We start from the raw sequence: 20,950 nt of genomic DNA, 5'->3' as shown, positions 1-20,950 counted from the left end.
GTACTTTTGTCTCATTAATCTTAACAATCAAAACAATGAGACATTTAATCATTTACGCGCATCCAAATGAAAACAGTTTAAATCATCATCTTTTAAACACAGTTGTTGAAACCCTTCAGTTTCGTAACGAGGAAGTTGTTGTGAGAGATCTTTATACCATAGACTTTGATCCTGTACTTTCTCTGGATGATATGCAGGGACAGCGTATGGGAAAAGTTTTGGATGATGTAAAAACCGAACAGGAATACATTTCGTGGGCAGAGCAGATTACTTTTATCTACCCAATCTGGTGGACCGGACTTCCTGCGATAATGAAAGGATACATAGACCGTGTTTTCAGCTATGGATTTGCCTACCGTTATGATCAGGGGATACAGAAAGGACTCCTGAAAGGTAAAAAGACGGTGATTATCAATACCCATGGAAAATCTCATGAAGAATATGAAAAAACAGGAATGGATAAAGCATTGACACTAACTTCTGACAATGGCATTTTTATCTATTCAGGGCTTGAAATCATCAGGCATTTATTTTTTGATAAAGCAGATAAAGCTTCTCCCGAAAATCTGGAAATCTGGAAAGGTCAGATTAAAAATTTATACTCTGAACATGTTCTTAACTATTAATTTTTTTCTTTAAAAAAACTTATTGAAAAATGAATGATTTACCCTTTATCAGAAGCTTTATGCAAGGCAACTAAGAAAATAATAAAATACAGTTTTTACATCTTTATCCTGTATTTTATTTTTAAGGGATTTATGGCATGAAATTAGCTTCAAAAATCGCAAGTAAAATTGTTTTGAACCATTATTTTAAGCCATTAAGATTGATGGATGGTTAAGTTTTTCTTTTAAAACAAATCTTGTTATAACCCTGCAATGCGTCTTAATGGTTTAAATATTGGATCCTCAGGAATTCCCTGTATATTTGCATCACAATGAAACATCTGAACAGTATATTACGTCTTCCATTCTTCAGTGAATATTACACTCCGGGCTATCGTTCGGGAAGACTTTCTATATCTGTAATCCAATAAAATAATCTAACGTATATATAGAGCCCGGACATTACCTGTCCGGGCTTTTTTCATTTTAAAACTATTCAACATGATTCATCCATTACAAGAAAATGTGGCTATCATCCTACCAGAAAACGGTCTGGAAGAAAAACTGACTCTGGCCTCTAAAGAAAACAGAAAACTTTCCATCAAACTTGGTTTTGATCCCACGGCTCCGGATCTGCATCTGGGACATGCAGTCGTCTTAAAAAAACTGAAACAGTTTCAGGATCTGGGACATCAGATCGTTATTGTTGTGGGAAGTTTTACAGCAAGGATTGGCGATCCTACAGGAAAAAATAAAGCAAGAAAACCTTTAAGCGCTGAAGATGTACAGCATAATGCCCAGACTTATATCAATCAGCTTTCAAAGGTAATTGATGTACAGAAGACAAAAATTGTTTTCAATTCCGACTGGCTGGATGCCCTTACTTTTTCTGAGGTGATCCAGCTTCTTTCAAGAGTTACCGTTGCACAGCTGATGCACCGAAATGATTTTAATAAAAGGTTTACAGAAAATACACCTATTGCCATGCATGAACTGGTTTACCCGATTCTTCAAGGTTTTGATTCTGTAAAAATTGAGTGCGATATCGAGATGGGAGGCACAGACCAGTTGTTCAACTGCACGATGGGAAGACAGCTTCAGGAGGTGCATCAAATGCCCGCTCAGATTGTAATGTGTATGCCATTGCTGAGAGGTCTTGACGGAAAAGAAAAAATGAGTAAATCCCTGAACAATATTATCGGACTGACGGATGAACCTAATGAAATGTTTGGAAAAACCATGTCTATTCCTGATGCTTTGATTGAAGAGTTTATCAATCTGACCACAGATTTTTCGATGGAAGAAAAAACAGCGATTTTTTCCCGGTTAAACGAAGGCGAAAACCCAATGAATATTAAAAAAGTCATCGCTAAAAATATTGTCAGCCAGTACCATGATTCTGCTTCAGCTGAAGATGCAGAACAGTTCTTTATCAACCAGTTTCAGAATAAAAATTTTGAAGAGAAAATATACGAACCTATTGCAATTGGTTCCCTGAAAAGTACCGACAACAGGATTTCTATTGTTGAGCTTTGCCACCAGCTTAAAAATGACCTCAGCAAATCAGCGGCCCGTAGATTAATTAAGAGCGGAGGAATTCAGATCAATACAATCAAAATAACGGATGCTGATGAAGAAATGGAGCTGATCCCTCAAACGAAAATTAAAATCGGGAGAAGGGGCTTTTTTGAGCTGGTGTAAGGCTGGAAGATGGAAGCTGGAGGATGGAAGTTTCTGGCAGACATGAAAACTTCTGAAGTTTTTTGACAGGAATATTTAAAAAAAACAAAGGCTAAAATTAAAATAAGGCTGGAAGATGGACGCTGGAGGATGGAAGTTTCTGGCAGACATGAAAACTTCTGAAGTTTTTTGACAGGAATATTTTTTAACAAAAGCTAAAATTATAAGGCGGGAAGACAGGAGCGGGAAGATGGAAGTTTCTGGCAGACATGAAACTTCTGAAGTTTTTTGACTGGAATATTTTTAAAAAACAGAAGTTACAATAAAAAATGCAGAAGTTCTCTACAGCACAATAGTAACTTCAAGCTTCCAGCTTCCAACCTTTACAACCTTTACCATATGCAAGAAAAAATGGGACTGAAAATTGCATTCAAGTAAGAGCTTAATTTTTTATTTTTGACTATGGATCTTAACCTGCGCTATCAACAAGCTGAGGATACTGATATTGATTTTCTTCTCGATCTCAGAATGAAAACCATGAATCCTCATTATGAAAATTCCGGGCTTTCTACCGACAGGGAAACAACTTTGCAAAGAGTTCTGTATCAGTTTGAAAAAGCCAATATCATTTTTTTAAATGATCAGCCCATCGGGCTTTTAAAAGTAGACAGAACATTTACCAATATTGAGGTTCTGCAGCTTCAGATTGATCCCAGTCAACAGGGCAAAGGGCTTGGAAAAAAGATCTTGTCAGATATTTTAGAAGAAGCTTCTTTAGCAGGGAAAACGGTTTCATTAAGTGTTTTAAAAACGAATAAAGCACAGCATCTTTATAAAAGTCTTGGGTTCAGAATTGTGGGGGAAGACCAGTATTCTTATTTTATGGAAACGGAAAGACAATAGATGCTTTTTTAAGTTTTGAATAAAGCCGTTGAATGTTCTCTTTGATTTAAACACAAATCTCAAATAAATGAGCACAAATGCGCACGATCATCTGTGAGATTTTTCATTATATTTCATTCCATTCAGAATGACACTCCGGAAACAAGCCTTGATTATCCGTTAGATTTTACTGGTTTGCCATGGTTACGTAAATCAATCTTCCGCCTTCTTCTGAGGAAAGCAGTATTTTTTTACCATCAGTAAGTTCTACCATAGAGCCTGGTGGAATTTCTTTCTGTTCTGTGACATCCTTCATTCCTGATAAGCTTTGGTTGACCAATACCCACCTTCCCTGGTAGAACGTAAAATATCCTACCGGCATTTTATCCTGCATCGTCAGATTCTCGTTGCGGATCACTTTCCTGGAAACATGCCATTTGAAAAGATACTGATTATGATAAACCATTAATCTGTGATTTTCCGGTTTCCAGACCTCATCATCAAATTTAAAATATAAGTCTAAAACGGGTAATGTTCCCTGATGTGGTGTTCCGCAAAACGGGCATTTGGGATTACTCGTATTATCAAAGACGTACCATTTTTCTGTACAATCCGGATTAAGACATGGTTGGATCAGATCTACGGTTTTCAATAAAGCAGTTTCCCACTCATTGGCAGTGGGACGTCTGATGGGATCATGTAATCCGTCTACGAATGTTTTCCTGAACAGTTCTGAAATATATGGCCCTGTAACGGTATATGGAATCTTTTGAGGATCTCCCCAGAATGCATCCCATTTTCTGAGATGATCTGCTTTTACATAATTGGAAGGATTTTGCGGATGTTCTACAAACATCGCTTTTTCTCCCATGGACAGAATTTCATCTTTTTCAGAATCCAGATCCCAGATTTTACCTCCACGCAGCGGATGCCTTCTCAGCAGATACATATAAATGAGAACCGCAAGAGCATGCAGGTCTGTTTTTTGATTGGGTAAATGCCTGTCCGGATCCTGAAGTTTCAGATGTTGGGTTTTTAAAACTTCGGGGGCAATAAAATCAGAAGTTCCTATAACTTCCGGCGGAAAGAGTTTGGGTACCACAAGGCCGTCAATATCGATGATACAGGCAGATTTTGTGACAGGATCCACCAGAATATTATTGTAAGATAAATCGGAATGTGCAAGCCCCATCTGATGCAGCTTTTTCACTCCTCTGCTGATATTGACTGCAATCTGAAAATAGCTCAGCCAATCTCCAAGCTCCGACTGATCCAGTCTTAAAGGGTATTGCGGATTCCTGAACATGGGAGCTGTAAACCACTTCCCCACTTTATCCTGTCCCCGGATATTATCCGAACCGATATATCCTTTGGCAAAATAAAATTTATGGTGATAAACAGGAACTACAATTCCTGTGAGTTTATTTCTTTCAACAATATCATAAGGCCATCTGAATATTTCGTTCAGAAAGTATTCTGAAGCATTTCCACTCTGTATACTTTGCAGATAAGTGGAAACAATTCTCATGATCCTTTCTTTTTGTCCTTCATCCAGCGGATTCCGGTAAAAAGCAACTACATATTCTTTATCAGGCGAAAAATAAACATCTTTCACACCGCCCCGGATGGGGTTTTCATCTACATATTCATAGGATTTGGCTGTGTCCAGAACAGAAACAACCTTAATGGTCTTTTTCATTCGTATTAATAGATTATTGCCAATGTACGGTCATCGTGGTTTCCCCTGCTCCAGAAATCGCTCCAGATTAAAAGTTCTTCATCAATCTTTTCATCGTTGATAAAATCTACTTTCGCCCTGTCATCATTATTCCCGGCAAGGTCTTCAAAAAGTGCTTTCCAGTTTTCTGTGTCTTCCAGTTTGTTTTCGGTGGTAAATTTAGGATCATAAATGCCATCTGTCATCAACACCAGATAAGAAAAATCTTCTACACAGGTGATCTGAAAACGGGAAGCTATTGTATCATTAAAAATTTCTTTCATGGTGATGAAACGTGTCCCTCCACCAAATTCTCCCACATCCATCCGGTTTAAAAGCTTAACTTCAGAAAAATCCGTGTTAATAAGATTGATCGGGCAATCTCCCACTCCAAAACTCAGCACAACATATCCGAAGCTGTACTTTTTAAGCAAAATAAAAATAAGGGTTGCATGCAGATCATTTACTGAAAAATCATTTTCCACTGCTGTTTTTTCCAGTGTTTGATAAACATGTAAAACACCTTCCGATAAGATATTGATGATATTCTGTTTAGATTCTGACTCATTTTCTACGAAAGATTGGCCGTTATACAGCATGCTGACGTTATTTTCAATCTGGTTTAAAGTCTCCTTTGAGTTAAAAAACCGGTTGATCGTTTCTGTTGCCAGTCTGGAACCTTCTCTTGCAGCTTTTGCTGAGCCCGCTCCATCTGAAACAGCAATAATATTCCAGCCATCGGAAAGCCTATTTACAGCAAAATCGTCTTCACGAAATTTGCCTTCATGCGCATGGGAACGTCCTCTTTTGGAAGCCACCACAATTTTTTTGTCTGAAAAAGAACCTTTCAATGAGTCTTCTTCCGGTTTATAAAAAGCTGCGTTTGTATCGCTTGGAATATTCTTCCATAAGTCTTTGGGATCTGCGTTAACGAAAAGTTGTATTTTCTTAGTCTCCATCTGATGCTGATCGTGAATATGATAAAACTGAATATCCAGATGATACATATTATTGGTAACCGGGATTCCTGAGATTGTATTGTTTTCAAAAGTAAGCCCTGTTTCTTCAATGTTTCCAATATTCTGAATCTTTATGTTCGGGAAATCTTCCATATCGAAAGTGAATTCATAGAACTGCTTTGCACTGGCATTTTTCAATATCCAATGAGCATCTTTGAACTCTTCTTTTTCTTTAAAAACAACAGCTTGTTCCATCGTCTTTGACTTGGATTCTGCGGCAGACTTCCTGAAAAATTTGCCCATCATTAGCCCAAAGTTCGGTTAATATCAAATCCTCCTCCGGAAAATCCGTAATAATCCGAAGTTCCGCACCACGGACATTTGCTGTACCCTTCTCCTCTCAGACAGTGTATACCTCCGCAAGAGCAGGTGGCCAATGCAATAGGATTGGCACAATGAGGACATGAAGTACCTCCATCCAGTTCTTCTATATTGATTTTAAGATACGTTTTCTGATTGGAAGAAAGTCTGTAGTAGGCTTTTTCATCAATTTTATATGCTCCGTCCAGTCTGTAATATCTTGTAGCCATTCCCGGTATGCTTGATTCTGCGAATGCTTTTTTAAACTTCATCAGATAAAGCTTTTCCGTTTCCTGGCATTTTCCGTTCAATACTACAAAATTATTATCCGGGAATCTCTGTTCCATTTCTGGATCTACTTTCTCCAGAATCATGGAATCTATTTTAGACAAATTAATTCCTTCTTTTTTGGCTTCTGTGACACTCTGGCTGGTTGTTTTAATAGAATCTGTTACCCATTTGAAAAACTCTTTGTAAGAATTCTCATCAGAATTGTTGAACAGTAAAACATGGTCTGCCAGAGATCCGAGAAGTTTATAATTGGTATTTTCTCCAATAGAAACAGCAATAGTGTTAGATTTTCCGTTGTATTTGTGAGTCCATCTTTCAATGGCTTTGGTCGCATCATCAGTGGGCACTCCGTCTGTAAAAAGAAACACTATAGGTTTCCAGTCGCCTTTTCTTTCATACGTTGTTTTCACAATATCCCTGTCAATACAATCCATTAGTTTAATTAAACCCTGGGAAAGTGATGTACCACTTCCGACCGGAATTTTAGGCGGATAAAAACTGATAATATCCTGCATCGGCGTAATGACTTCAGCTTCTCCCGCAAAACCAATCACGGAAATGTAGACAGTTTCAAGTGAATAAGGATCTTTTTTTAATTCCCTGATGATATTGGCGATCCCTTCCTGTACCTGCTCAATAGGTTCTCCTACCATAGATTCGGAGACGTCTACTAAAAAATAAATAGGCAGTCTTCTCATGCTGTAAAGACAATTTTTTAAATAATAATAGTAAGCTCCGATGGTGGCGGAGGTAATGTGATGTTTTCTCCTGTATTCTGTGATTGTCCTCCCTGAGTAATGGAAGAACTCACCCATTTGAAAAAGGAAGAAAGGGTAATGGCATCCGTAGTATCAAGCTTTACCACATGATCTGTGAGTTCCTTCAGAAACTTTTCATCAGCTTTCGGGCCTGCTGCACATCCTACGATAGCACCAAATTCCAGTCCTCTGATCACCGGGATCATCTGCCTGTATTTCTGAATATCCGAAGGTTTTCCATCCGTAAATATAAAAAGCAGCGGCTGCCAGTCTCCCTTTGTATCGGCAGATTCTTTTACAATTTCCTTCTGCATCAATTCTGAAACCATTTCCAGGGCTGCTCCTGTATGCGTCGGACCACTATCCGGACAGGTAATTTCCATGGGATAAAAGCTCGCCAGGTCTGTTAAGGGTATCATATTTTTAACATCTCTATCGAAGGTAATAACACTCAAATGCAGGCTGTCCATTGCCTGCGGATCTGCACGGAGCATACTGATAAGGCCGTTGAAACCATTATTCAGTGCCTGAATAGGCTCTCCGTTCATGGAACCTGAAGTATCTAATAAAAAATAAGCTAATAATCTCCTGCTCATTATAGACAAGTATTAATTCGAAGCCGTCGGCGGAAGTCTTCGACTTCCGCCGACGGCTTTTATTATGATTTGATAAAAATTTGAGAATCTAGTTGGAATACGCGTATTGCTGTCTCAGAATATCGATAAAATTATCTGTATTGTGTGGTTCTCCCACAGCACGGAATTTCCAGTCTCCGTTGTGGCGGTATGCTTCTGCAAAAACCATTGCACATTTACCATTCATACTTGAATCACCGGAAAGGCTGTATTTTGTAATTTCTTTTCCTGTAGCATCTACAGCACGGATAAATGCATTTTCAATCATTCCGAAGTGCTGGTTATTGGTTCTTCCCTGATAAATGGTAACCAGGAATACAATTTTCTGATAACTCTGATCCAGCTGATCCAATCTTACAATGATCTGTTCATCATCTCCATCTCCTGCTCCGGTTCTATTGTCTCCGGTAAGCCATACATTTCCGCTTGGATGCTGCATGGAGTTGAAGAAAACCACATCTCCCTGGTAAAGCCCCATCTGTCTTCCGTCATTGGTCTGTACCGTTCTTCCCAAATTGGCTACTTTTCCGTTGCCATCTAAAAGAAATGCTACTGCATCAAGGTCGTATTCTGCTTCTTTACTGAATAGTTTTCCAAAAAATCCACCTCCCTGCTTTCTTACGTCCCATCCTAAGCCGATGGTTACTTTTGAAAGATCATACACGCTTTCGCCGCGGTCATTCTTTCTTAAATCTATCGTTTGTCCTTTCTGTAAATTAATTGCCATAGTTATAGTTTTTGTGTATCTGATATTTTATTTGATGATTTGCCCTTTGTAGTATTTTTCAAGAAAGAAGCCAAGATCTGCTCTGTATCCTATTCCTGAAGCTTCAAACTTCCAGCTTCCGTTTCTTTTGTACAGTCTTCCGAATTCTACACCGGTTTCAATAGAAAAATCCTCATCCAGTTCGTATTTTGCAATCTCCTGGTTTGAATGGTTATCTACTACTCTGATATAGGAATTTCTTACCTGTCCGAAATTCTGCCTTCTTCTTTCAAAGTCTTCTATGGTGACCACAAAAAGGATCTCTTCTACTCTTGAATCTACTTTATCAAGGTCTATAATGATCGCTTCATCATCGTCTCCATCACTGTTTTTACCACTCGGATCATCTCCTGTATGGGTAAGGGCTCCATCCGGAGAATTTAAGTTATTGTAAAAAACAAAGTATTCTTCGCTTACTAATTTTCTGTCAGAATCAATCATGATTGCAGAAGCATCCAGGTCAAAATCGTAGCCGGTTCCTTCATTCGGATCCCAGCCTAATCCAATCGTCATTTTCGTCAATCCTATCTCGATCTTTTGTCCTTTCTGTAGATTAATTGCCATAGTGTTTTATATTATGATTATTTTTTGCATTAAGATAGAAGTGATTTACGAATTGACCAAATTTATTGATGAAAAAATGTTCCATACCGCTTAATTTTAAACTCTTTAAATCACAAAATGCTCATAAAAAAAGGTCCAATTAAAAAATTGAACCTTGTATTATATAAAAATGTATTGAATTAATTTTCAAATTCTTTATCCGAAACTGCTGTATTTCTTGCTTTGGCCAGCATAGGAATAGAGATTAATCCCATTACCAGCATTATCACAATCTGCAGCGGTAAAGAAATAAAGGAGTACGTAAGTCCCATTTCACCACCGAAATCTGCACTTTTCCCTACTGAAATAAACAGCGCCATAAAACCATACTTCATGGCAAGGTTATACGCTCCGATTCCTCCACTGGCAGGGATAATCATTCCTAATGTTCCTACTACAATAATGAAGAAACCGTCTGCAAAGGTAAATGCTGAAGTTTCAGGAAGAGCAAAACATACCAGATATGCAGCAAAGTAATAGCAAATCCAGATTCCTAATGTATAAAGAATGAATTTTCCTTTTTCTTTTAATTTAAAAATAGAAGTAATCCCCTGAAAAATCCCATCAATAAAGCTAACCACTTTTCCTAAAAAAGGAATTCCTGAAAGTTTCTTTTTAAAAACAAAAAATACAATTGTTCCAATTACCAGAATGGAAAGGATCAATATTATTTTATTAGGATTAATATTTACTCCTGAATTTTTATAGAATGACAGAATGGCTTCGTATTTAAACAATAACGTCAGTCCTAAGAAACCGAGCATACAGATCAGATCTACTACTCTTTCCAGAATAATAGTTCCGAAAGATTTATCTACTGGTACTTTTTCCACGCCATATAAAGCGGTTGCCCTTGCCACTTCGCCACTTCTGGGAATCGTAAGATTCATCAGGTAACCAAATGAGATAGACCAAAGCGCATTGGAATTGGAAATTCTGTGTCCCATCGGCTCCAGCATCAGATTCCAGCGGATCGCCCTGAACCAGTACGCCAGAAGACCAAATACGGAAGCAAACAATACCCAGATATAATTAGCTTTTGCCAATGACTTTTGAATGACTTTAAAATCCAGACCTCTTAAGGCAAGCCATAAAAAAAAGCCTGCAAAAGCAAGCGATATTACTATTGTAAGTATTGATTTTACCGGACTTTTTGATATTTTCTCCATGTACTACGTAAGAAGATTTGTTTTTTCATCCGGGAAAACGATTTTTGGCTGGAAGTCTTTTGCTTCTTCCGGAGTCATCTGAGCATAGGCAATGATGATAATGATATCATCTTTCTGTACTTTTCTTGCTGCAGGACCATTCAGACATACTTCACCTGATTTTCTTTTCCCTTTGATCACGTAGGTATCAAAACGTTCTCCGTTGTTCACATTCACGATATAGACTCTTTCTCCCACTACCAGACCGGCAGCTTCTATAAGATCTTCATCGATCGTTATACTCCCTATATAATTAAGGTCAGAGGCAGTTACTCTCACCCTATGAATCTTAGACTTGAAAACTTCTATTAACATGTTGCAAATTTATTAATAAAAATTAATAAAACAGGCGTTTATTATCATTTTAAAACTCCCACAAACACAGGTGTTTAATTTAACAAAACACAAGAAATATAAAAATTACTTATAAATTTAATAATCATATGGTCAAAAAAATTAATTCTTCATACACAATTTAGGATTTAATAAATACGAAAAATAATATTAACTTTTTGCTAAAGTCAATACACATAAGCATTTGGCATGATTTTAGTAACCTGTAACGTAGATTTTCTGTGAAAAGTGGAATTATCATATTTTAACTGATTTCAGTGAAATGCAAAAAAATTGCACAAGTTTTAATAAAAAAATTGCACAATTAGAAAATAGTACTATATTTGCTATAATTACGAACTAACTTTAATATTAAAAATTATGAACAAGTCTGAATTAATCGACGCAATCGCAAAAGATGCAGGTATCACTAAAGTTGCAGCAAAAGCTGCTCTAGAGTCTTTCATTGGTAACGTTACAACTACATTAAAGAAAAAAGACGGAAAAGTTTCTTTAGTAGGTTTTGGTACTTTCTCAGTAGCTGAGAGAGCGGCTAGACAAGGTATTAACCCTGCAACTAAAAAACCGATCAAAATTGCTGCTAAAAAAGTTGCTAAATTCAAAGCTGGAGCTGATTTATCAAATGCAGTTTCAGGTGCTAAGAAAAAATAATCATTCAGATTACAAAAATTCAGGGCTGTTTCTTAGAAACAGCCTTTTTTTATGTCAAATTGTGACCGGAAATTCAACTATTAAGAAGCTTTAAGTGGTTTAGAATTATTAAGTTTTGGCTAAAGCCGATCATCATATCTAATAAAAATAAGCGGGCTAAAATCCGCTTCTATTGATAGTGGAAGCCTATGATATTTTGAAAAGTATAATCATTCGATAGGAACGGGCTTAGTCCGTTTAAAAGATAAATATTCAATTCCGATGGCTTTAACCAAACCTAAAAAAGCTACAGTAAGCAGCTGAAAACTAAATTGTGGTTAAATCCTCTATCATTGTACACATAAAATAAGCGGGCTAAAGCCCGCTTCTATTGATATTACAAATTTTTCAAGCGCCTTATCTCCTATTAAAAACCGCCACTTCTAACTTCTAACTTCTAACTTCTAACTTCTAACTTCCCATTACGGAGCCAGTCTCGAGATTTTCCAGTCAAGATCTTCAAGCTCATAAATAATCCTGTCATGAAGACGATTAGGTCTTCCCTGCCAGAATTCAATTTCATAAGGTCTGGCAAGATATCCGCCCCAGTGGGCTGGTCTTGGAACTTCCGTATTTTCATACTCCTTTTCAAGCTCTTTTAATTTATCTTCCAGAAATTCTCTATTGGGAATCTCCTGACTTTGCGGCGAAACAACAGCTCCTAACTGACTTCCTTTCGGTCTTGAATGGAAATAACCGTCGCTAAGGTTTTCTGCCACCTTTTCAAGATCAGCTTTGATGATAATCTGCCTTTCAAGATTAGGCCAGAAAAAATGCAGGCAGGCTTTATGGTTGTTTTCTATTGCTTTTCCTTTTCTGCTGTTATAATTGGTATAAAAAATAAATCCTTCGTGGGTATATGCTTTAAGCAGTACCATTCTTGTTCTTGGGCACCCATCTTCTTCCACTGTAGAAACCGCCATAGCATTAGCTTCTGAGATCATCGGGCTCTCATTGGCATCCAAAAACCAGTCTCTGAACTGTTCAATTGGATTTTGTTTTATCTCACTTTCAATAAGTTGGGATTTCTCGTACACTTTTCTTCTGTCGTGCAGGTTTTCCATAAATATTTTTTATTAAATTTGAGTATGAATCACTCATACAAAGGTAAAATATTAATCTCGACACCCGACATTTCCGGCGATATTTTTTCAAGATCGGTAGTATTGGTTATTGAACATAATGAAAGTGGTGCATTTGGTTTGATATTGAATAAAAAGAACAGCCAGATGAGTAGCAAATTCAAAGATTTTTTTGACTTTAAAATTGAGGTATATGATGGAGGACCTGTAGAAAACGACAAGGTGTTTTTCATTGTAAAAGGCAAAAGAGTTACAGAGATCTATACAGACATTACTGATGAATACTATCTTACAGAAGATATTGAACGGATCATTAATGCGGTTTTAAGCAGTGAACTGGATATCAACCACATCAAAATATTTTCAGGATATTCCGGATGGTCTTCTCATCAGCTGGATACTGAAGTTCAAAGGAAAATGTGGACAGTAGTGGATGTTTATAATCTTGATTATACGCTTCCCAATGATCAGACACTCTGGAAATCTATTATGCAGAATCTTGGAGGAGAATTTCTTCTCTGGGCCAACTCCCCTGAAGATATTTCCCTGAACTAAAAGTATATTTTTCGTATCATTCTGATAATTAACAAACTTTAAGATTCTTTTAACCAATTTTAAAGAAAGTTTTTCCGTTCTTTGAAAAACTAAAATCACTGATATGAAAGGTATTACACTACTTGCTTTATCAATATTTTCTACAGCGTTTTTATCATTTACTCCTATCAGCAAAAAATACATTGTCATTGATGCCGGACATGGCGGAAATGATTTTGGGGCTGCTTATGGTGAAATTCTGGAAAAAAATATTGCATTAAGCATTGCTAAGGAAATCCGGAAAATCAATGAAAGCCAGGATAAGTATGAGGTCATTTTAACAAGGGATTCAGACAGTTCTCCTACCCTTGCTGAAAGAACAGATCAGATCAATAAGCTGAACCCTGAAATGGTCATTTCTCTTCACGTTAACAGTTCTCCTCAGAAGGAGAGATCTGACAACGGATTTGAAGTTTACGTTCAGAATTCTGACGTATCAAAGGAGTTGGCCGGAAAAATCTATAAGAAATTCAATGCCCGTAAAATTGAAGAACGCCAAAATCTTCACATGCTAAGAGAAACCAAAGCACCTGCTGTATTGGTAGAACTTGGTTTTATCAATAATTCCGATAACAGGAATTATATTACCAGTGAGAAAGGGCAGAAAGAAATCGCACAAAAATTTGTTGAGATTATCAACGAATATTAAATAAAGAAACAATTTCTGATTTTACTCAGAATAAAACCCGGTAAAGGACTTCTGGAACTTTGTTGTTTACCGGGTTTGTCAATTTTTATGAATTAAAACTTTTCTTCCAGCTTTCTACCAATCCGGAGAAACGCGAGGTTTCAAAAGTCTTGTTTCTTATCTTACCTACAGAAAACATACCTTTCTCATCAGAAATCATTAAAATTTCTTCAGCCTTCTGAGATTCAAATGCGATAATCTCGTGTTCCTGAATATCTGCAAGATTATTTTTATGTAAAAAAGTAACAAAGTTTTCCATCAAAGGAGAAATGTAAGCTCCTTCCGTCTGCTTTGGTACTTTGATAACATCACCTTCCAAAAAGAGAAGGTTTCCGGCAGTGGTACGTGCTATTCTTTTGTTTGGATTCAGAAGGATCACATCGTCAAGATCATTTTCCTGCGCATAGATCACTCCGTAAATGTTTTCCGGACAGTGAACCCGGATATTGCTCAAAAGGTTGTTATTAACATTAATTTCCTTAATCAAATCCAATTCCAGAGGTCTTTGATGAACAGCAAGCACATCAGCCATTTCCGTCACTTCGTAAAAATAGGAAACAGAAGATTTTGCCAATGTCATTCCATCATTATTTCTGAACACCTGGAAATTGATAATTCCATTGCTTATGCCTTTGCCTTCAATAATTTCTTTTTGAAAAAGGGTCTGGAAAAACTCCAGCGTGTAAGTCAAAGGAATATTCAGTCTCATCTTTCTCATGGAAGCCATTAGAAAAAAATAGCATTCTTCGTCCATGATCAATCCACCATTTCTTAGAAAGAAAGAAACTTTTACTGAGTCTCCCCAAAGAAAAGCTCTGTTCTTTACATGTAACTCGTCTGATGTAAAATATTGATTTTCCAAATTTTGATGTAATTTATTTACAAAAAAATAATGAACGATAAATCGTTCATCAGTTTTATCATTTCATATAGCCCGGTATTATGCCGCACCTAGTTTTATTCTCAGGTTTTCGATAAGATTTTCCCAATACATTGCATTTTCCTCTTCATCACCTTCTTCACAGAAGTCTGTAATATTTAAAGCAAGATCTTCTGTAATATCATCGATAGTGATCGTCATTTCAAAGAAATTTTTTGTTCCTTCATCTTCTTCCCATCTGAAACGCACGAAACCTTCAGGCTTATATCTGATCAAAGTGGCCTTCTCAGCAGGACCTCCACCCCAGCTAAAAAAGAAATCATCGCCTTTCTCTGTTACCTCATCCGCAAACCATTCAGACAATCCCTCTGCAGTCGCCAGATATTCATATAAAATCTCTGATAAACAGTGCATTGGAAATTCGTAATGGACTTTATGTTTCGCCATATAATCTTTGTTTTATCGTCCCGCAATATATAAATTAATTTTTTTATTACGCAAAAAAACAATTACTTTTTTATAGAATCTGCATGATATTTATCACTGGCTTTACATCCCTGTGATGGTAAGTTTTAAAGCTAAAAGTTACCATGCAAGACATAAAAAAATCTCTCCTTTCCGGAGAGATTTTATTTTTAATTTTCATTCAGTATATCGAGAATAATCTGACATCCTTCTCTTATTTCATCCAGAGATAATGTAAGAGGCGGAGAGATTCTGAGGTATTCATTTCTGTACAATTGCCAGAAAACAACAAGCCCTTTGTCCATGCATTTTTTAGCTACTTCCAGTGTGTATTCAGGAGTTCCTAAGTTGACGGCAAGCATCAGCCCTTTACCGTTGATATTTTTGATTTTAGGGTGAACCAAAAGTTCTCTGAACAACTTCTCTTTTTCCTCCACTTCGTTCATTAAACCGCTTTCCAGCACTTCTTTCAATGTAGCATAACTTGCCGCTGCAATGAGTGGATTTCCTCCAAAAGTAGTAATATGCCCTAATTTAGGAGAATGTGAAAGCGTTTCCATGATTTCTCTGGAGCTCATAAAAGCTCCCACAGGAACACCTCCTCCCATACCTTTACCCATCACAAGAATATCCGGAACAATTCCAAAGTGTTCGAAAGAGAACAACTTCCCTGTCCGTCCGAATCCCGGCTGTATTTCATCCAGAATCAGAAGTGCCCCTACTTCTTCACATCTTCTCTTCAGTTTGATCAGGTAGTCGTTATCCGGCACTAAAAACCCTGCTGCTCCCTGAATGGTTTCAAGGATAACACAAGCCGTCTTTTCTGTGATTTTATCGAAATCTTCTTCATTGTTAAATTCAATAAAAGAAACCATCGGTAATAAAGGACGGAATTCTCTCTTGTGAGTTTCATTTCCTGAAACACTCAAAGCGCCGTGGGTATTTCCATGGTAAGAGTTTTTAAAGGAAACAATTTCTTCTCTTCCGGTGTATCTTTTGGCTAATTTTAAGCTTCCGTCAATGGCTTCCGCACCGCTATTCACAAGGTATGTAACTTCCAGGGGATCAGGAGTAGCTTCAGCAAGCAATCTGCATAGTGCTACAGGCTTTTCCTGTGCATATTCACCATACACCATGACGTGAAGGTATTTATCGGTCTGCTCTTTGATAGCATCCACAACTTTAGGATGTGAATGTCCCAGCGTATTGGCAGAAACTCCTGCTACAAAGTCAAGATATCTTTTTCCGTCTGTACCGTAAATATAGCTTCCTATTGCTTTCTCTACTTCAAAACCTGCAGCAAATTTTGTGGTTTGAGCCTGATATGTAAAAAAATCTTTATGCATTTCCATTGTCTCCAAAAATTTCAGCAAAGCTATAAAAGATTCATTAAACGTTAAAATTAATCCACAAAAAAGACCAGCACTTTACTGGTCTTTCTGTTATTTTCTGGTACGTTTAGGTTTTTTAGCTTCTTCTTTGGCCTTTTCATCATCTATGGCTTTCTGTGCTTTATCGAAGAGCTCATTATCTGCTGTATATTGTATTTCTTCGTTATTCGGAGTGTCTACAAGGATGTCCTGCCATTTCCGGATCCTGTCTTTGGTATTCCAGTTAAAATCCGGGAACTTTCTTTTTGACGGCTCTATCATACTCATCGGATAGGTATCGGAAACAGCTCCGATACTGCAGGAAATAATCTGTAATGCTCTTTCTTCAAACAATGCTCCGATAATTCCGCAGGTAGACAAGGTAATCCCTATTCTTTCCGGTTTTTTGGTTTCCTGATCGGTATCATCAACATAGACGATAGATTGGGCGTTTCCAACTACTCTTGCTTCTTTAATAGCATTTTTCTCATAGTACACCGTCATGAATTTCCCTTTCACCTGATTGAACTCATCTTTCAGGTTCAGGGAGTCTACTTTACTGATGGCAAAAGCATTTCCAATTACTTTTAAGGAATCAATATCTTCCGTTTTGGTATTGAAGTAGGCTTCTACTTTATCTCCGGTTACCTGCTTTTCACCGCTCCAAAGAATCGGGTTGGTATACATATGCATGATTCCGTCTGTTTCGTTGAAAGCAATGGAATCTGCTCTTCCCTGTGCATTGGATTTATAAATACGGGCTTTTTTGAAGGCTCTAAGATAGCTTTTCTTCACTTTGATATCCAGTGAGTCCGGTCTTTGATAAGAGATAATTTTTTCTGCAGCGAAATAAATGGAGTCTTTTTCCATCACTTTTACAGCATACGGACTTTTGGTCATCATTGCAGAGTCTTTTTTCTCAAAAATTTCTCCGTATCCTCCTTTTATGTATCTTCTTTCTTTAGGATCATCCAGGGTTACATTGCCTGTTGCTTTACCAAACCCTGAAATCTGATTGTAGTACATATCATCACCGGTAAGGATTTTTTCATTGTAAAATATCCTTGAGTTTTTGGTTAAATACGCCTCCTTGGAATCCATTTTATAGGTTCCTCTTTCCGTATAGATTCTGTTTCGTGGATTGGTTTTGCTGGTAATGGTTGTAGGACCATTAAAATCGGCAATTTTTGTGTTTTGATTCTGCTTGATATTTGGACCTTCTATAGTATACTGAGGGGTTTCAATCTTTACATTTCCTGTAAGGTCAACTACTCTTGTATTGAGAAAATAAGTTCCTACTTTAGCATAGGTAACATTCTGGCCATCCGAGATCGTTCCTCCTGTATTAAAATACGCTTGATTAGCCAGCCTGTCATAATACAGAATATCTGTTTTTATGGTCTGTTTAGGATCCGTCAGGACCACATTTTTTCGGGCAACACCTTTCTGGGTATTGGCATCATATTCCATTTCTCCTGCTGTGATTACAGAGCCGTCTGTATTTTGAAGTCTTGTATTACCTATTGCTTTTACAAAGTTTTCTTCATTATACAGAACTACTTCATCTGCAGTAAGAATGGATCCCTGATGTTCTATCTGAACATGACCGGTAAAATATTGATTCCCGTCGTATTTTTCAGGATCTTTCTTGATTTCGTCTGCGTGGATGATCTTTACTTTATCTTCAGGTCTCACCTGTTGAGGCTGAGTGGGTGAAGGAGCCTGCAGATAAGGATCTCTCTTCACAGGAGTTTTATCCTGCGCAAAGTTGAGCGTAGAAATAAAGAGTAACAGAAAAAGGGCTATTCTCATTAATTAGTCATTCTTAGTGCCATAGAAATATAGCGAATGAGAATCAATTTTTACGCCAAATGCTTCTTCAATGGCTTCTTTGATTCCTTGGATTCTTGGGTCACAGAATTCAATAATTTCCTCAATCTCTTTATCAGAGTCTTTTTTGTAGATCACCAGGTGATCATGCTGTTTGTCAAAATAAGACTTTTCATAAGACGAAGAAGTCAATGTCTTTTCTCCGAACTGATGCTTACGGATTAAACCTGCATCAAGGAAAATTTCAATCGTGTTGTAAATCGTTGCTTTGGAAACGTGATATTTCTTCTGCATCATCAGAAGATACAGATCATCAACATTGAAGTGATGATCCATATTATAAATTTCTTCCAATATCGTATATCTTTCAGGTGTGTTTCTGAACCCTTTTTCTAATAAGTAGTTTCTCAAAACATCCTTGATCAAAGCTATATTTTTTTCTTTTTGTATTGTATCCATTAAAAAAATTATCTACAAATTTATTGAATTTTATTTAAATAGATAGTATGGTTAATACAGGTGGCTACGAGTTGTGACGGAAATACCCGGACTGCTCGATCTTATTGTCATAAACTGTTAATTCTGTGATCGGTGCAGATTCCACTTCAACATTGTGCGAAGATACTCCCCAGGCCTTAAAGTCGTCACTTCCTATATACTTCACAAAGTTGTAAATGTTAAGAGTAATCTTTTGTTTAACAGTTAAAAGGATATCGTTGATATAGGTGTTATCTATGATGACATATTTAAGATCCGGCGGTATATCATGAGCTCTTAAAGATGGATGGCTGCTTCTTGAAGGAATGGTTCCGTCCGCCATTAAGTCTTTAAGAACCATATTGAAATAATCGTTGATTCTTCGGTCTACTTTAAATCCTAAAAGGAAATTGATCTTATAGACGGTTCCCGGAAGAATCTCGTCTACAGTATATCTGAAAGTATAGGGATCTTCCTGATTGACAATACTCAGGATAAAATAATGATCTGCTCTTTTCGGCTGTTTTTTGATGATGGAATAGATAATTTTGGATTCCACTTCATCATTTCTTTTTGCCCTGCTCAGGTAAGCAAGATTGGTAGCATATTTCGGAATAGTTTCGTCCAGCTTCATGTCTTTAAGGATAGACACATATTTTTCTATTTTCACAAACTGGATAAATCTTGTTTTGATCAGTCTTCCGTTGTACCATGCATACATAGAAACTCCGATAGAACCTGCCAATACAACGGTAATCCATCCACCTTCCATAAATTTGATGATGTTAGCACTGAAGAATCCTAATTCGATAGCCATGTAAACCATTGCGAAAACCAGAATCAGAACCTTGCTTACTCTATGCTTCAGCAGCCAGAATACTAATAAAACGGTGGTCATCAACATCGTTACGGTAATGGAAAGTCCGTAAGCGGCTTCCATTTTTCCTGATTCTTTGAAATGCAGAACGACAATGATACACAGGATAAGAAGTCCCCAGTTGATTCTTGGAATATACATCTGTCCTTTTACTCCGGAAGGGTAATCAATTTTCTGATTCGGCCAAAGGTTAAGAGACATTGCTTCTGAGAATATGGTGAACGAACCTGTAATCAATGCCTGGCTGGCAATAATTGCAGCGGCTGTTGCTAAAATTACTCCCGGAATGATCATCCATTCCTGCATGATTCCGAAGAACGGGTTTATTACAGAGAAACCTGGTTTGTTATGATTGGTCAGAAGCCATGCGCCCTGTCCAAGATAGTTTAGAATAAGCATGATCTTAACGAATGCCCAGCTTACTCTGATGTTTTTAGCTCCGCAGTGTCCCAGGTCAGAATACAGTGCTTCTGCTCCGGTAGTACAAAGGAAAACCGCTCCAAGAATGACAATGGCACTCGGAGAGTTAACAATGAGCTTATAAGCGTAATAAGGGTTGAAAGATCTTAAAATCTCAAAGTTTTCACTTAAATGCATTACTCCAAGGCCTCCCAATACCAGGAACCAAACTACCATTACCGGACCAAAAAATTTTCCGATAAAACTGGTCCCGAACTGCTGTACCACAAAAATGGCAATCAGAATTCCGATGGTGATTGGAACAACAGGAGTATGGGGATTATAAATTTCAAGACCTTCAATAGCTGACATTACCGTCAGTGATGGGGTAATTACTCCGTCTGCAATAAGTGCCGCAGCACCAATAATCGCAATAAGGTACAGCCATCCTTTTTTAAGGTTTCTTACCAATGAAAACAAGGCAAGAATACCTCCTTCACCTTTGTTGTCTGCTCTCAAAGCAATGATCACATATTTGATTGTGGTCTGCAAAGTAAGGGTCCAGATAATACATGAAAGAGCTCCTTCTATGTATTCATTGAAAGGCATATTGCTTCCCTGGGATCTTGCATTCACAATTGCTTTCATTACGTAAAGCGGAGAGGTACCAATATCTCCAAAAACAATTCCTAGAGACACTAAAACTCCTATGAAGGAAAGTTTCTTTATGTCGAAGTGGTAGCCATCTTCTGTAACTTCTGCCATATCAGCTTAATTTAT

Annotated in this window: 21 protein-coding genes; 6 read left to right on the top strand and 15 right to left on the bottom strand. The window is 37.3% G+C overall.

Annotated features, from left to right (window positions below; translation table 11 throughout):
• Positions 1 to 35 precede the first annotated feature (35 nt).
• From ACLI50_RS07910 to ACLI50_RS07900, 3 genes are all read left to right on the top strand, one after another.
• Positions 36 to 626 carry an NAD(P)H-dependent oxidoreductase gene (locus tag ACLI50_RS07910; RefSeq protein WP_202841108.1) on the top strand — a complete coding sequence of 197 codons (591 nt, stop codon included), beginning with the start codon at positions 36 to 38 and terminating at the stop codon, positions 624 to 626.
• 480 nt (positions 627 to 1,106) lie between these two features.
• Entirely contained in the window at positions 1,107 to 2,306 is a 1,200-nt protein-coding gene (gene tyrS, locus ACLI50_RS07905) for a tyrosine--tRNA ligase (RefSeq protein ID WP_411413530.1), read from the top strand.
• Positions 2,307 to 2,747: 441 nt separating this feature from the next.
• On the top strand, positions 2,748 to 3,188 hold the full coding sequence (locus ACLI50_RS07900) for a GNAT family N-acetyltransferase (protein WP_411413529.1): 441 nt from the start codon (positions 2,748 to 2,750) through the stop codon (positions 3,186 to 3,188).
• Between the two features lie 166 nt (positions 3,189 to 3,354).
• Here the strand turns inward: ACLI50_RS07900 and ACLI50_RS07895 are convergent, their stop codons facing one another.
• From ACLI50_RS07895 to panD, 8 genes are all read right to left on the bottom strand, one after another.
• Positions 3,355 to 4,866, bottom strand: a complete 1,512-nt coding sequence (locus tag ACLI50_RS07895; protein ID WP_411413528.1) for a helix-hairpin-helix domain-containing protein — start codon at positions 4,864 to 4,866, stop codon at positions 3,355 to 3,357.
• A gap of 5 nt (positions 4,867 to 4,871) precedes the next feature.
• Positions 4,872 to 6,149 carry a PP2C family serine/threonine-protein phosphatase gene (locus ACLI50_RS07890; protein WP_202841115.1) on the bottom strand — a complete coding sequence of 426 codons (1,278 nt, stop codon included), beginning with the start codon at positions 6,147 to 6,149 and terminating at the stop codon, positions 4,872 to 4,874.
• Positions 6,149 to 7,192 (bottom strand): TerY-C metal binding domain-containing protein, encoded by a 1,044-nt coding sequence (locus ACLI50_RS07885; RefSeq protein ID WP_411413527.1) that lies wholly within the window; start codon positions 7,190 to 7,192, stop codon positions 6,149 to 6,151. Before ACLI50_RS07885 ends, ACLI50_RS07890 begins: the two co-directional genes overlap by 1 nt.
• A gap of 17 nt (positions 7,193 to 7,209) precedes the next feature.
• Positions 7,210 to 7,848, bottom strand: coding sequence for a vWA domain-containing protein (locus tag ACLI50_RS07880; RefSeq protein ID WP_110010091.1), 639 nt, complete (start codon positions 7,846 to 7,848; stop codon positions 7,210 to 7,212).
• Positions 7,849 to 7,936: 88 nt separating this feature from the next.
• Positions 7,937 to 8,614, bottom strand: coding sequence for a TerD family protein (locus ACLI50_RS07875; protein WP_202841121.1), 678 nt, complete (start codon positions 8,612 to 8,614; stop codon positions 7,937 to 7,939).
• A 27-nt stretch (positions 8,615 to 8,641) separates the two neighbouring features.
• Positions 8,642 to 9,217, bottom strand: a complete 576-nt coding sequence (locus ACLI50_RS07870) for a TerD family protein (protein ID WP_034698933.1) — start codon at positions 9,215 to 9,217, stop codon at positions 8,642 to 8,644.
• Between the two features lie 179 nt (positions 9,218 to 9,396).
• Positions 9,397 to 10,425 (bottom strand): lysylphosphatidylglycerol synthase transmembrane domain-containing protein, encoded by a 1,029-nt coding sequence (locus ACLI50_RS07865; protein WP_411413526.1) that lies wholly within the window; start codon positions 10,423 to 10,425, stop codon positions 9,397 to 9,399.
• A gap of 3 nt (positions 10,426 to 10,428) precedes the next feature.
• Positions 10,429 to 10,779: an aspartate 1-decarboxylase gene (gene panD, locus ACLI50_RS07860; protein ID WP_002976902.1), complete on the bottom strand. Its 351-nt coding sequence runs from the start codon at positions 10,777 to 10,779 to the stop codon at positions 10,429 to 10,431.
• 399 nt (positions 10,780 to 11,178) lie between these two features.
• Here panD and ACLI50_RS07855 point away from each other — a divergent pair, with 399 nt between their 5' ends.
• Positions 11,179 to 11,469: an HU family DNA-binding protein gene (locus ACLI50_RS07855; protein ID WP_002976900.1), complete on the top strand. Its 291-nt coding sequence runs from the start codon at positions 11,179 to 11,181 to the stop codon at positions 11,467 to 11,469.
• A 461-nt stretch (positions 11,470 to 11,930) separates the two neighbouring features.
• Here the strand turns inward: ACLI50_RS07855 and pdxH are convergent, their stop codons facing one another.
• Positions 11,931 to 12,572: a pyridoxamine 5'-phosphate oxidase gene (gene pdxH, locus ACLI50_RS07850; protein WP_411413525.1), complete on the bottom strand. Its 642-nt coding sequence runs from the start codon at positions 12,570 to 12,572 to the stop codon at positions 11,931 to 11,933.
• A gap of 24 nt (positions 12,573 to 12,596) precedes the next feature.
• Between pdxH and ACLI50_RS07845 the strand changes: the two genes are divergently transcribed.
• On the top strand, positions 12,597 to 13,145 hold the full coding sequence (locus ACLI50_RS07845) for a YqgE/AlgH family protein (RefSeq protein WP_110007966.1): 549 nt from the start codon (positions 12,597 to 12,599) through the stop codon (positions 13,143 to 13,145).
• 103 nt (positions 13,146 to 13,248) lie between these two features.
• Entirely contained in the window at positions 13,249 to 13,833 is a 585-nt protein-coding gene (locus ACLI50_RS07840) for an N-acetylmuramoyl-L-alanine amidase family protein (RefSeq protein WP_411413524.1), read from the top strand.
• 85 nt (positions 13,834 to 13,918) lie between these two features.
• Here the strand turns inward: ACLI50_RS07840 and ACLI50_RS07835 are convergent, their stop codons facing one another.
• The 6 genes from ACLI50_RS07835 to ACLI50_RS07810 all read right to left on the bottom strand — a co-directional run bounded on the left by ACLI50_RS07835 (position 13,919) and on the right by ACLI50_RS07810 (position 20,935).
• Complete coding sequence (locus ACLI50_RS07835; protein ID WP_202841130.1) at positions 13,919 to 14,734, bottom strand: aminotransferase class IV; 816 nt, start codon at positions 14,732 to 14,734, stop codon at positions 13,919 to 13,921.
• A 78-nt stretch (positions 14,735 to 14,812) separates the two neighbouring features.
• On the bottom strand, positions 14,813 to 15,199 hold the full coding sequence (locus ACLI50_RS07830) for an START-like domain-containing protein (RefSeq protein ID WP_034696870.1): 387 nt from the start codon (positions 15,197 to 15,199) through the stop codon (positions 14,813 to 14,815).
• Positions 15,200 to 15,387: 188 nt separating this feature from the next.
• Entirely contained in the window at positions 15,388 to 16,563 is a 1,176-nt protein-coding gene (locus ACLI50_RS07825; protein ID WP_411413596.1) for an aspartate aminotransferase family protein, read from the bottom strand.
• 96 nt (positions 16,564 to 16,659) lie between these two features.
• Positions 16,660 to 18,399, bottom strand: coding sequence for an OstA-like protein (locus ACLI50_RS07820; RefSeq protein WP_411413523.1), 1,740 nt, complete (start codon positions 18,397 to 18,399; stop codon positions 16,660 to 16,662).
• Positions 18,400 to 18,402: 3 nt separating this feature from the next.
• Positions 18,403 to 18,876: a Fur family transcriptional regulator gene (locus tag ACLI50_RS07815; RefSeq protein WP_002976876.1), complete on the bottom strand. Its 474-nt coding sequence runs from the start codon at positions 18,874 to 18,876 to the stop codon at positions 18,403 to 18,405.
• A 64-nt stretch (positions 18,877 to 18,940) separates the two neighbouring features.
• Positions 18,941 to 20,935: a KUP/HAK/KT family potassium transporter gene (locus ACLI50_RS07810; protein ID WP_110007970.1), complete on the bottom strand. Its 1,995-nt coding sequence runs from the start codon at positions 20,933 to 20,935 to the stop codon at positions 18,941 to 18,943.
• Between the last annotated feature and the right edge of the window lie 15 nt (positions 20,936 to 20,950).

The organism is Chryseobacterium cupriresistens (assembly GCF_046614675.1).
Lineage (GTDB): Bacteria > Bacteroidota > Bacteroidia > Flavobacteriales > Weeksellaceae > Chryseobacterium > Chryseobacterium cupriresistens.
Note: the sequence above shows the minus strand (reverse complement) of the source record. Positions and strands in the feature narration are given on the sequence as shown.

What these genes read in the sequence shown, in the direction of transcription:
- ACLI50_RS07910 (WP_202841108.1), top strand. Translation starts at nt 36, where the DNA reads ATGAGACATTTAATCATTTACGCGCATCCAAATGAAAACAGTTTAAAT.
- ACLI50_RS07885 (WP_411413527.1), bottom strand. Translation starts at nt 7,192, where the DNA reads ATGAGAAGACTGCCTATTTATTTTTTAGTAGACGTCTCCGAATCTATG.
- panD (WP_002976902.1), bottom strand. Translation starts at nt 10,779, where the DNA reads ATGTTAATAGAAGTTTTCAAGTCTAAGATTCATAGGGTGAGAGTAACT.
- ACLI50_RS07820 (WP_411413523.1), bottom strand. Translation starts at nt 18,399, where the DNA reads ATGAGAATAGCCCTTTTTCTGTTACTCTTTATTTCTACGCTCAACTTT.
- pdxH (WP_411413525.1), bottom strand. Translation starts at nt 12,572, where the DNA reads ATGGAAAACCTGCACGACAGAAGAAAAGTGTACGAGAAATCCCAACTT.
- ACLI50_RS07845 (WP_110007966.1), top strand. Translation starts at nt 12,597, where the DNA reads ATGAATCACTCATACAAAGGTAAAATATTAATCTCGACACCCGACATT.
- ACLI50_RS07840 (WP_411413524.1), top strand. Translation starts at nt 13,249, where the DNA reads ATGAAAGGTATTACACTACTTGCTTTATCAATATTTTCTACAGCGTTT.
- tyrS (WP_411413530.1), top strand. Translation starts at nt 1,107, where the DNA reads ATGATTCATCCATTACAAGAAAATGTGGCTATCATCCTACCAGAAAAC.
- ACLI50_RS07865 (WP_411413526.1), bottom strand. Translation starts at nt 10,425, where the DNA reads ATGGAGAAAATATCAAAAAGTCCGGTAAAATCAATACTTACAATAGTA.
- ACLI50_RS07855 (WP_002976900.1), top strand. Translation starts at nt 11,179, where the DNA reads ATGAACAAGTCTGAATTAATCGACGCAATCGCAAAAGATGCAGGTATC.
- ACLI50_RS07900 (WP_411413529.1), top strand. Translation starts at nt 2,748, where the DNA reads ATGGATCTTAACCTGCGCTATCAACAAGCTGAGGATACTGATATTGAT.
- ACLI50_RS07890 (WP_202841115.1), bottom strand. Translation starts at nt 6,149, where the DNA reads ATGATGGGCAAATTTTTCAGGAAGTCTGCCGCAGAATCCAAGTCAAAG.
- ACLI50_RS07870 (WP_034698933.1), bottom strand. Translation starts at nt 9,217, where the DNA reads ATGGCAATTAATCTACAGAAAGGACAAAAGATCGAGATAGGATTGACG.
- ACLI50_RS07875 (WP_202841121.1), bottom strand. Translation starts at nt 8,614, where the DNA reads ATGGCAATTAATTTACAGAAAGGACAAACGATAGATTTAAGAAAGAAT.
- ACLI50_RS07830 (WP_034696870.1), bottom strand. Translation starts at nt 15,199, where the DNA reads ATGGCGAAACATAAAGTCCATTACGAATTTCCAATGCACTGTTTATCA.
- ACLI50_RS07810 (WP_110007970.1), bottom strand. Translation starts at nt 20,935, where the DNA reads ATGGCAGAAGTTACAGAAGATGGCTACCACTTCGACATAAAGAAACTT.
- ACLI50_RS07880 (WP_110010091.1), bottom strand. Translation starts at nt 7,848, where the DNA reads ATGAGCAGGAGATTATTAGCTTATTTTTTATTAGATACTTCAGGTTCC.
- ACLI50_RS07825 (WP_411413596.1), bottom strand. Translation starts at nt 16,563, where the DNA reads ATGCATAAAGATTTTTTTACATATCAGGCTCAAACCACAAAATTTGCT.
- ACLI50_RS07895 (WP_411413528.1), bottom strand. Translation starts at nt 4,866, where the DNA reads ATGAAAAAGACCATTAAGGTTGTTTCTGTTCTGGACACAGCCAAATCC.
- ACLI50_RS07815 (WP_002976876.1), bottom strand. Translation starts at nt 18,876, where the DNA reads ATGGATACAATACAAAAAGAAAAAAATATAGCTTTGATCAAGGATGTT.